We start from the raw sequence: 12,345 nt of genomic DNA, 5'->3' as shown, positions 1-12,345 counted from the left end.
CCTCATATTGAAAGCTTGAAATCTTTCGGAACGAAGCTTAGAATTCGATTTGAGGTTTCAAAAAGAGTATTCATTCATTTCCGTTTCTTATAATGCTAATATAGAATAATCAAAACTGAAGTTCTGAAAGTAGGATGAATCGTTGAAAAGTTCAGCTTTTTATGAATTAGATAATGTCTTAAAAGATACAAAGAATGATAAAAGTAGTGCTTTCATTGAAAAATATTCAGTAGAAGAAATTCTTTTTGCTTTTAAAGTAAATGGTTTTGGTGTCAACGCATATCCAAGGTCAGAATCAGAGAAATCAAATATCTCTTTAGATTTGCATAAAAAAGTCTATGCAAAGGCATTAATGCAAATGAAACAACAGCTAATTGAAGAATATGATCTGGAAATAAAAACATGGAATGTATTGTTTGAAGATTTCTACTCGAAGGATCAATTTGAAGAAGTGGCTAAAATTAACGATGAGAATAAACTTTATGCTTTTCTTATAGTTTTTGAAGTTTATATGCGATCTTTAAATGATCGTAAATTCAATAATGGTAAAAATAAAAATTCATATAACGAAGTAGATATACTAAGAAATATTAATGGCGAAATCAAAGGCATCAACAATTTAACAGCCAACCAGTTTACAGATGCCGTCGATTATACGTTTCAGCAAGCAAGTAAAGTTATCCAGGCTTTTATTTTTTATGGGTTTCTTTACAAGAACAACAAATTCACATTTTGCTCATATGATAAAGAAATAAATTCTAGTGACATTAATCAATCGATGATTCATTTCCCTTTAATTGATATTAGAACGGTTCTATTTGATGCATTTGAAGATTGGAAATTTGGAAATTATGAAATTTTACGACATGATGAAACTAGCATTGAGATTAAGCCTAAAGATATAAAGGATTTAATACAAGACAAAATTGAGCTTCAAAGATTTGAATCTTCCAGACAGACTTTTATGTGTGATTTCAATAGCCCTAATAAAGAAGAAGTATACTTATCGAATTTACTGGCTCCAAATGGTTATTTAGACAAACGTGAAGAAGCATCTTACAATGAATATCTCGAGTATTTTTCAAGTAAAAGCCTGGATTTTAAAGTGGATGAAATCGAAATTGTAAAATGGTTAAGAGCGTTTGCGATAGTGAGATATGTTAATAGAGAATTTATTGATAAAGTTATGTTCCCTGAGTCCAGTAAACCAGATAAATGGCTTTATGTATCCACCATCGATGAGTGGGTTAAAAGATTTGTAATGTATGGGATAGATAAAAAGAGTGCCAAAAGAATATGCAATAGACTAAAATTCAAGCGGAATTCTATCGATTGGTTTGATGCTCCCTTTATTGAAATTGGGGAGAAAATAATAACGGTTCCCTCGTATGCTAGTCACATCCAAGATTCTTTAGCCCTAATGTCTTTAGCTTCCAAAGAAAATTTTAATTTAAACTTTAAGGGTTATTGCTTCGAAGATCGAATTCTTACTGATTTGAATGAAAATCAAATTCCTGCAGTAAGTTTAAAAAGGAATGTTAATAATGAAGAATATCAATGTGATGTTGCTTTTGTTTTAGGAGAAGACATGTTTTTGTGTGAATGTAAACATACCGTTCAACCTGCGACACCGCGAAAAAGATACGATTTTTACAATCGCAAAATTCCTGAGGATATTAATCAGATAAATCGAATTAGTGATTTCTACAGTTCCAACATAGTATATGTTTTAGAAGAGTTAAATAAGCAAAAAGGCTGTAGATATTCTACTGGATGGAAACCTAGGCGTATATACAGGATGCTTTTATATTCGTGTAAAATTTCTGGTAAATTTGATCCAGAGGGAGTAATAATAACTGACTATACAATCTTAGCTACTTTACTGTACAAAAGATTGCCGACAATTTACAAAAATGGAGAGCCGATCAGACAGTTTATACCACCCAAAATGAAAGGCGTATTCCAAGGTAAACTTACGACAAACAAGCTATTAAACTTCATTAAAAGTCCTTGGCAGATCGGCCTTCAAAAGGCGTTTACTGAAGTAGAAGATGAACGTGTACCAATTAATAAAATCTATCTTCATAGGAAAAAGGTGTTTAAAACAATCGATGATTTTTATGCTATTAGTAAATAATTGTCTATTGATAAGATTAGTGAATAATATGCTCCGTGAGACATCAATACGCAAAGACTGAGCCACCTTCACGCTAGACCAGAGCCACCCCCTCGCAGGGTGAGATACTCTGGAGAAGACTTGACATGGGACCCTGCTTTGGATGCTTCAATGGGTCGAGGGCTGTGGCTCATATGGAAGTATTCCTCTTGGGTAAGCAGGGTAGCATCCTAAGCCCCCATGTAAAGTCTTTCTTTGGGGTCCCGTGGATTGACCGTTAACCGTTCATTCAGCTGGTGGTTCGACCAGCAACATGGTGGCTCATTTTCAGCGTGAAGGTGGCTCAGCCAAGAGCGTATCGGCGGCTCTGTCACATCGAAATATTCAATTAGGGGGAGACAATGATTCAGTAAATCATTCATTCCTGAGATGGATATAGTCATTAACAGTAAAAACTCATATTGTTTATAGGTATACAATCATGGATGATCAATATAAATATTTCTCAACCGTTACTAAGAGGTTATTGTCGGAATCCGAATAACTATATATTATAATAAGAAGCAAGTTAAGTCATCTAAACCATCAATCAACAAAACATCTTAACCACTCCTTCCTTCGATCGATAAGAGCGTCGGAGTGGTGGAAGATAGCCGAACGTATGAGTATCCCATTATCCTGAGAGCAGTCACCAGCGAAGATGCCATGACGGCAGATTGGGCAAAGCTTCCGTATGAACTCCTAGTTAAAATCAATGGTCAAACCGTACAAAAAGTAGAGGAAAGATATTGCTTCCATCTTATCGGAGCCAATATCTTTCTGTCTTTCTGAATAATTGTTTAAAATGGAATATCTTCAATATCTTCAAAATCTTCATAATCAGGAGATTCATTGATATCACATATAGGTGTGTTACTAAAATTAGACACATTATCTGTTTTGGAATCTTTATGAATAAAAGGTCTTATGTCATAGTAACCACATAGTTGAAAACCGAGGTCGAGAGTAACATCTTGGCTAAATACAATCGAACCATGACGCGAGTCGGATGGAATGCCTCCTAAAGGATAACTATTGTTAGGAAAAGGAATGTCAACAATTATTACATTAACAATGGGATTTCGAAACTCTCGAAATTTATTAAGAACCCTCTTTAGTTCCTCAATTTCTGATTCTGTATAGAACTCATCCGCAAAGCCCTCTGGATACAATGAAAGTGGGTCATTTTGGTCATAGTCCTTGATGAGTTCATTGTACGCAAAGATAGGAATTTCTCTTTTGGGGTGATACCAAAAAATGGGCACATTCGCATACCCGTCGAATTCCTTAATTATAGACCAAGCTCTGATTAGTTTCAAAATATCATCCTCCTCCTAAATTTTTATAATTGCATTATAGAAGATGGCAACCCCTGTGCATAGAGAAGATATGACGAAGCTAGTTCTATGTTTGATTTATCATTAGATGTATTTCTACAACACGATACAAATACAAGAAAGTAACCTACTGTCTAATGAAGGGCAGTAAGGTAAAAAGGTAGGGATTTTCTTTACAAATGCTTCATGAGAGTCTGTACAAATAGGACGTAAATTAACTTTTACGACGTTTTAACGCCTAGGCTTATTTTCTTCTTTATATAATATTGAATATTTCGGTGTGACAGAGCCGCCGATGGCTCAGTCTTTGGGCTCTCGCGGAGCATATTATTCAAATATTCGTGAATTTAGAAGGAACAGCAAAGAAATGTGTCGAATTCTAGAGCTATAGTGAGTTGGGTTTATTAGAGTTACATAGTCAGCATGGTTACACCAACCAATATAGTTCAGTAGATATTGCTCTGAATTCGAATCACAATGGAGGATTAAGATAAAATGGCAACAACTTATAACCAATTAGTGCAGAATAATTTTGCTGGGAATATTCCCGTGAGACAAACCGATAATGACTTGATATTGTATCCTCATCAAAGAGAAGCATTACATAAGCTAACAGAATCGTTGAACCAGAAGGAAAAAGTTAAAGGGTTATTAGTCATACCGACGGGGGGGGGCAAAACCTTAACGGCAATGTATTGGGTACTGAAAAATGTCATTAACCAAGGAAAGAAAGTCCTTTGGCTTGCCCACCGCCATGAATTATTAAATCAGGCTCTCGATACCGTTTTTCAGAATGCTAACGCGAATATACTCCCTCAGAAAGATTCTTTTAGTTATCGGATTGTTTCGGGTCTACATGACAAGACCATCCATATTCAACCCAATGATGACTTGCTTATTGCAAGCAAGGATAGTTTACTTCATGGGATAAACCATGTAATGCAACTCTGGGTAAAACCTAATAAAAATCAAATTTTTGTTGTGGTTGATGAAGCCCATCATTCGGGAGCTAAATCTTACCGCCGTCTTTTGCAACAACTGGATAAGGCAAACGACAAAACGTTTCATGTTCTTGGACTAACTGCAACTCCTTTCCGAACTGCTGAAAGAGAGAAGTCTCTTTTGTTAAAAGTATTTCCCGATGACATTCTTTATGGGGTTGACCTTAGAACCTTAATCAGCCGTGGAATTCTAGCTGACCCTATTTTTGAAGAGCTAGAAACATCGCTGGAATTAACTAAGTCATTAACCGAAAAGGAAATTAAACAAATTGAATCCTTCGATTTGCCCTCCGATATCGCTACCCAAATTGCTGAAAGTAGCGAACGGAACAACTTTATCGTGGAGCACTATATTCAGAATCAGAAGAAATATGGAAAGCTTTTGGTTTTTGCGATTAATATAATTCATGCTGTAACGTTATCAAGCCTTTTTCAAAAGCGAGGGATTTCATCTGATTATATTGTTTCAGACATTAAAGATATAGATAGAAAAATATCCGTTTCTTCCCGTGAAAATGCTGAAAAGCTTCAGAAATTTAGAAATGGTGAACTTCAGGTGTTAGTTAATGTCAATATCTTAACCGAAGGCACGGATTTACCATCAGTACAAACTGTTTTTCTGGCTCGCCCAACTACTTCAACCATCCTTATGACTCAAATGATAGGCAGGGCTTTACGAGGCGAAAAAGCAGGAGGAACGGCCACTGCCTATATTGTCAGTTTTGTCGACCATTGGCGGGATAAAATTGCTTGGGTTAATCCTCTGCGTTTAATTGAAGATGAAAATGAGTGGAACGAAGTTAAAGATAGGGAGAAGCGAGAACATATCACGCGTCTTATTGCTATTCAGAAAATGGAGGAATTCGCAAGAATCATAGATGACAGCGTGAATACAGATGCGATTGAAGCCCGTCCCTTCATGGAAAGAGTCCCTGTTGGACTCTATTCGTTCTCATTGCTTATTCCTGATTCTAAGGGCGAATGGGTAAATAAGCTTTGCGACATTCTCGTCTATGACAATATGTACGATGCTTTTATGGCGTTCACCAGCGAACTTGAAAGTATTTTTGCCGATAATCAAATCGGTGAAATGGAAACGATATCCGAAAACACATTGGCTGACCTCAGTTTCGACATCCAAATTCAGTATTTCGAGGATTCGGTCAGTTGTGAAGATATTGAAGACATTCTACGCTATTATTCTTTAAACGGGGTCAGCCCAGATTTCTTGGAGCTTAAAGACCGTGAAAATTATGATATTACAAGAATTGCCCAATATATTTGGGATAATGATTTGGGCGAAAGGAGCAAAGCCCCTTACCTAAATGCCATCTGGAATGAAGATAAGAGCTTTTGGAAAGTCTTCTTTGCCAGTAAAGAAAAATACTTCCTCCGCCAGGTACAAATCGAACTGGATAAGTTAGCTCATCCAAGCCTATACGAAAAAACAGATCAGCCTGAAGTAATACATGAAACAATAGATATAACCCAATTGTCGTTAGAGGAAATAAAAAAACGCGACAATGATTATTGGAAAGAGCTGATTGAAGGCATTTATGCAAAAAGTAAAGATAAAGAGGGCTTTTATAACAGTGCCATAAGTGATTATCAGAGTAAGAACCGCTTAAATTTTCAAATTGACCACATTCATCCCCTCTCAAAGGGAGGGCTTTCCGTCTTGGAGAATCTACAGCTTATTACCCGATGGGAAAATGCTAAAAAGGGAGATACGTGGTCGGATGACGACAAGGGCCGAAATCTCCACAAGGAATCCAGAGATGTTAAAAATCCTGTAATCAATGAAACAATCAAATTTTTCAATGAAATCTATGACCTCATCGAAAATGGAGAAGCGGAAACTGCCCTGTACAAAATAAACCGAGAATTGGCTTCAGGCATTAAAGAAGAGGAATATTACTTTGTTAAAGCAGATATTTTGGCAGAAAAAGAGCAATTTGAAGAAGCCTTCGAGTCTGTTAAAGACGCAATGAGGTCATTTCCTCTGAGTCCAAGAAGTAACATTGCTAAAGGACATTTGTATGCTAGGATGGAGAAATGGGATGAAGCTAAGGAAGAATACCTTAAAGGTTTAGTTAAGGACCCTGATAATGAAAAGTGTTTGTTTAATCTTGGACTTGTATATGAAACGAAAGAGGATTATAAAAAAGCACTCCAATATTACGATGACGTTATTGGCGTAAATCCATCGGATGCAAAAAGTAATTTGAGAAAAGGAGTTATCTGGTCTCGCATACATCCGAGGAAAAAGGATGAAGCTTTGGAATTGATAAATAAAGCTATAGAACTTGATACTCAGGATGGTGAAGCTTACTTTGAAAAAGGGGAGCTTCTCAATAGCTTAAGTCAATATAGCGATGCCTTAAACTGCTATGAAAGTGCGGAAAAATATGGGAAGGATGATATTGATACTCTAGCTGGAAAAGCATATGCTTTGGAAAGTCTGAAGAACTATGATGAAGCCATCGAGGCTTATGAAGAGTTAAGCAGAAGGGAGCCAACGGATTCTTATTCCTATTTTGAAATAGCGTGGATACTTGATAAGCAGAAGAACTATGATGAGGCAATTGAAACTTACCGAAAGTACATTCATATGGAACCAGAGGATGCTATGGCATATAACAACATGGGCTATACTCTTTATAAAATGAGGAAGTTCGATGAGGCACTCAATGCATATAACAAAGCGTTAATAATTGACCCTAAGCATTCTTACGCTCGGAGAAATAAGGAAAATCTACTTAAGAAGATGGAGGTATCTTAATTTGATGTAATGCCACTGTGAAACTGAATGGGTCATGAGAATATTCAACTATACTTTTTTGGGGTAAAGAGCAATTATTTGATTATAATTACTTTAATAATTACTATGACAGGTGGACTTAGAAGATGGAACTAAAATCGGTAGACCCTAACCAGGGCTATTTAGCGGATATGATACTGATAAATTTTCTCATTGCTTTGGGAAGTAATACAAATCTTCATGGTGAAATTGATAGTATTTATTCTTCTAATAAACTGGAGTACTATGATTTCTATAGAAAATCACGTTACAAAAATAATAGACTAATATTTTCTTTTCCAACATTGTATACAGAACAAATCATTAAAGTTATCGGGATATACTACTGGTGTAATGAAAGAAATCAATATGACTTGGTTACAAATTTTGTAAGACTAGGGTATAAGAAGGTCTTGAATTACGTTATTAATAATGAAGTCATATATTTAGATGATTTTGTAAACAAAATATTCGATAATACTCATAAATTTAATAAGGTCACTAATCAAGAATTTAATTCGATTTTAGCGGTCATGTTTTTTCTTTGTTTTAACCAAGATAAGACATGTGAACTTGGGTCAATTGGTAATGACATAAGAATGAAATTCTTTGAGGATTATAATTTTGAAAAAGGACTTCCTGGTCACGAAGAGGTGGGACCTCAACACAAAGCAAAAGTTAAAGAATTGCATGATGTATATTGGCTTTCTAGCAAATCAAAGAATAAAACATTAGACCAGCTAATGGAAGCTAATGAATATCAAATATCTAAGGAATTGGATACCATTTTGCATAGTCGTAGAAGAAAAATCAACAAATATTATGAAATACTTTTATCGTATTTTAAAAGTCTAGGTATCGGAGCTTATGTGTTTGCTGGAGAATCTATAATAACGTCGAAGGATTTTGATAAATTGTGTGAGACGTTTTATAGAGAACAAAGTGATGGCTCTCTAACAGATGAAGAATGCGATTTTTTCATAATCACGTGTTTACTTATTAGTGCCTTTGTTGCAGAATATGAAAACACTCGAAAAATATATTTATCGAATGCTAAGGATGATTATTACTTAGATACACTAAATCTGAAGCTGGAAACAGAAGCGAAATTGGAATTGCTCCGTAAAGAAAAAGCAGATTTCAAATCAGAAATCGTCCGATTAGAAGATTTGATGCTTAGCTGTCAAGATGAAGCAAGCCGTTGGCAACGTGAAGCAACTCGATTGCAACAAGAGCTTAACCAAGCTGAGCTAAACAAAAAGGAACTTCTGGCTCTTCGTGATTTTGTCTTTGAACAGCAAACATCGAAAGAGGAGTTAGAGGACGATTCTAACGACTATTCTAGGGCGTTGGAATCACTTGGAAAACACAACTATGTGATTACAGGTGGACATGCTAATTTAATAAAGGGATTGAAAGAGATTTTACCCAATCTAATCTATCTTGATATGGATAATTTGCACAAGGATTTGCGATTTTTAGATAATCAGGAAGCAGTTTTTGTAAACACAGCATATCTTTCTCATGCTTTTTATTATAAGGTCATGAGCAGAATGGAAACGAACAAGACTAGGCTCTTCTACTTAAGTAGCTCTTCGGTGAGGGGCGTTGTGCTTAAAATGAGTAAGCTATTAGGTATATAATTTCTGTCCAGTAATTAGTTAATTAGGACGGAAAGGCCTCCTTAGGAAAATAAAGACCACCCAGAGGATGTTTGGTTTGTTTATATAATGAACAACCTTATTAATTTCGGATTTACTGTAAACTGTTTTCAAAGGGTATATCATTAACAAAGTCATCATCATTTCCCAAAAAGGTATTGTTGCGGAATTGAAGGGCTGTTCTCTTCAAACGAATCGGTCTTAAGTCATAATAAAATTAATAACCCCTTGCATAGGAAAAACCTGCTCTTAAAGGGCAGGTTTTTTATTCTCCTTTTATAAGTGCATCACGATTGAAAGCATAGAACGGGGTCATGCAAAAAAGCCCTTCCAGACTCTTTACAAAGAGGCTATTATTTGTTCATCGAGTAAGTAAGGGGGGATGTAGATAAGCAAAGTGGACAATCAGGTAACTAAGATAGTACAGGTGGCAACCCGTAAGGGTTATATAAGCTAAGCTTAGGAAAAAAGGAAATAGGCTCAAGAAGTATACCTCTCATACTAAGATGGAGCCAATCTGTCTACATTCCAATCATTTTTCTATTTCTAGTAGTGAAATCACTATTATTGCTTGCCCCACAATAGTAGGGGATTATGGTCTAGTTTAATGGATGACGAATTTGTAAAGCAACATAGAGCATAAAACTTGTTTCCTTACAATTCACTAAGGTGTAATATTTCGCTTATAGAAGCCGAGGCTTCAAAAACACGAAGGAGGAATTAGATGACAAATAATTATAACAATATCCCTGATAAACTCAAGGAGAAAAAGTATTGGGTAGGATGGAAAAGAGAGGAGAGAAATGGGAGACTTGCAAAAATTCCAATTAACCCTGCCGATGGTAAACGAGCGGATACGACAAGTCCTCAGACGTGGGGGACATTTAGGGAAGCATTATCCGCTTATGAGAGATTTAAACTCGATGGTATAGGGTTCGTATTTACTTACGAGAATCCGTATGTTGGAATTGATATTGACCATTGTATTGATGAAAATGGAAATATGAATGAAGTTGCTAGGGACATTATTTTACGGCTCAACAGCTATGCAGAAATTTCTCCCAGTGGTTCAGGAGTCCATATTCTTTGCAAAGGACAATTGCCAGAAGGTAAGAAACGGGATAGCAACATTGGGTTGGAAATGTATTCTGAGAAAAGGTATTTCACAGTCACGGGGAATATTGTTCCTGGAAGCTCCAGGTGCGTGGAAGAAAGGAGTGATGCACTTAGAAATATTCATAAAGAATACCTTGGGGATAAGGGGAATAGTGAGTTCAAGATAAAACAGGAGTCAGTAGAAGAAGTGCTGAGACAAGGAAATGAGGCTATTAGAAGAGGATTGTACACTCGAAATAATTATGATTTGACGGATGAAGAGATAATCGAAAAAGCGAAGCGGGCAAATCGAGGCGATATTTTTGATATGCTATTCTCTGGCAATTGGCAAGGTTACTATAAGTCGTGGAGCGAAGCGGAAATTTCCTTTGCCAACATGCTGGCATTTTGGACGGCTAAAGATAGCGAAAGAATGGACAGGATTTACAGACAATCGGGACTTAAGCGAGCTAAGTGGGACGAAAAGAGAGCAAGTTCAACATACGGCCAAGGAGTTATTAATGACGCTATTGCAAGGTGTACAAAAGTCTATGATAGACAGATGAAGGAGCGAAAAAGAATTGATGGAAATTCTGAGATTCAAGGAAGGAGGAGAGAGTTTGAAAAAGAAGAAAATGCTGACTCTCGTGATAAAGAGTCTACTGGTTCTAATGAACAAAAAGTTACTACGCCAAATCTACCTGCTTGGTATCAAATCCTACCTAATGGCAACCTTAAGTTTCTCCCCGCCGTGCTCGCAAGATACCTTTATGAGAACATTCAAGTAGTCTATTCGAACGGACAAGCCTACAAATATGAAAAAGGGGTTTATTCACTTGCTGAAGATATTGAATTAGATGTAATAGTTAAGGACCACTTGCGAGATGACCATGCAACTATGTATGCTATTCGGGATGTCCGAAAACAGTGGAAGATAGAATGCTCACGAAACCGAGTAGAGTTTGATTTACCTTCATTATCCTATATTATTAATCTCAAAAATGGCTTGTATGATGTCAAACAAGAAAGGCTCTTATCCCATACACCCGAACATCTTAGTTTAGTACGATTAGATTGCTCATATGAACCTGATGCCAAATGTGAACGATTTAAAGAATTTATTAATCAGGCTCTACCGCCAGAATCGGTGGTCTTGGCACAGGAAATTGTTGGGTATTTTCTAGTTCCAATTACTCATGCACAGAAAGCTGTTATCCTCTATGGCCCAGGTAGAACTGGTAAGTCTACGTTTATCCGTGTCATTGAATCAATTATTGGAGAAAATAATGTTTCTAATATTGCATGGCAGGATTTATCCGATAGATTTCGTCCAGCGAGACTCTTTGGGAAATTATTGAATACCTTTGCCGATTTACCAGATAAAGCGTTAAAAGATGTTGGCAATTTTAAAACCCTTATTGGTGAAGATAGAACTACAGCGGAAAACAAAAATGTAAACGCTTTTGAATTTAGAAATAGGGCACGTTTTCTATTTTCAGCTAACCATCTTCCTCAAAATTCTGGCGACAGCGGGGAGAGTTTTTATAGTAGGTTGACTATATTACCTTTTGAAAATAGAATCGACAGAGATGAAATGGATACTCACCTAACAGAAAAACTCATTGAGGAAAAGGATGGGATTTTCCTCTGGGCTATTGAGGGTTTGAACCGCCTGATTAAAAATAACTTCATATTTATCGAAAATAAGTACTCACAAAAGGTTCTTGCTAAATATAAAATAGAATCGAGTAGCGTTCGTTGGTTTGTTGAAAATAATTGTGTTTTTGAAGCTGATTCTGTGATGTCCGCTGAAGAACTTTTTGGGCGGTATCAACAAAGTAGCAAATCTGATGGAATTATGCCAATCGATAACAGGAGATTCATTCATGAAATGGAAGAAAACTACGGGACTACCATATCAAAAGGAAAAGATGGAAAAACGAGAAGGGCTATTTGGCGGGGGTTAAAGCTCATTTAGTTGTTGGTTGGTCTTGATATTGAACATTTAATTAAAGCAGGTAAGGCATCTGAAATTTGAAAATATCGGCTAAAATGCCTTAAATATAAAAGGTGCGAAGGGATAGCAAGGAGCTATTCCTTTTTAGTACATATTTTTTGACAACTACAGTGGGGGGTGCAAGCCGAAGGTTCTTGAATGGCTGTCATCATTGCTACAGCTGAAATCGAAGGTATCGAAGGTATTTTATTATACTTAATACAGTGGGTTGGTTATTTATTTATATATCTTTATATTAGTATCTTTACGTTAATAAATATAGTTAAATAACCACCTTCG

The 12,345-nt window shown here is 36.2% G+C and carries 5 protein-coding genes and 1 pseudogene; 5 read left to right on the top strand and 1 reads right to left on the bottom strand.

Annotated elements, in window-relative coordinates; translation table 11 throughout:
* Positions 1–142 precede the first annotated feature (142 nt).
* Both LJE72_RS17765 and LJE72_RS17760 read left to right on the top strand, forming a co-directional pair.
* Positions 143–2,137, top strand: coding sequence for a hypothetical protein (locus tag LJE72_RS17765; protein ID WP_229249252.1), 1,995 nt, complete (start codon positions 143–145; stop codon positions 2,135–2,137).
* A gap of 588 nt (positions 2,138–2,725) precedes the next feature.
* Positions 2,726–2,947 (top strand): annotated as a pseudogene (locus LJE72_RS17760) (GMP synthase (glutamine-hydrolyzing)); the annotation flags it as partial.
* Between the two features lie 8 nt (positions 2,948–2,955).
* Here the strand turns inward: LJE72_RS17760 and LJE72_RS17755 are convergent.
* On the bottom strand, positions 2,956–3,474 hold the full coding sequence (locus tag LJE72_RS17755; protein ID WP_229249250.1) for a hypothetical protein: 519 nt from the start codon (positions 3,472–3,474) through the stop codon (positions 2,956–2,958).
* A 513-nt stretch (positions 3,475–3,987) separates the two neighbouring features.
* On the opposite strand from LJE72_RS17755, the gene LJE72_RS17750 reads away from it, so the two are divergent.
* The 3 genes from LJE72_RS17750 (at position 3,988) to LJE72_RS26565 (ending at position 12,027) form a co-directional block, all read left to right on the top strand.
* A complete protein-coding gene (locus LJE72_RS17750) occupies positions 3,988–7,275 on the top strand; it encodes a tetratricopeptide repeat protein (RefSeq protein WP_229249248.1) in 3,288 nt (1,095 codons plus the stop codon).
* Positions 7,276–7,400: 125 nt separating this feature from the next.
* Positions 7,401–8,936 carry a hypothetical protein gene (locus LJE72_RS17745; protein ID WP_229249246.1) on the top strand — a complete coding sequence of 512 codons (1,536 nt, stop codon included), beginning with the start codon at positions 7,401–7,403 and terminating at the stop codon, positions 8,934–8,936.
* A gap of 1,222 nt (positions 8,937–10,158) precedes the next feature.
* On the top strand, positions 10,159–12,027 hold the full coding sequence (locus LJE72_RS26565) for a phage/plasmid primase, P4 family (protein WP_229249245.1): 1,869 nt from the start codon (positions 10,159–10,161) through the stop codon (positions 12,025–12,027).
* The last annotated feature ends 318 nt before the right edge of the window (positions 12,028–12,345 follow it).

The sequence above is a fragment of the Desulfosporosinus shakirovi genome (assembly GCF_020595055.1).
GTDB classification, from domain to species: domain Bacteria; phylum Bacillota; class Desulfitobacteriia; order Desulfitobacteriales; family Desulfitobacteriaceae; genus Desulfosporosinus; species Desulfosporosinus shakirovi.
Note: the sequence above shows the minus strand (reverse complement) of the source record. Positions and strands in the feature narration are given on the sequence as shown.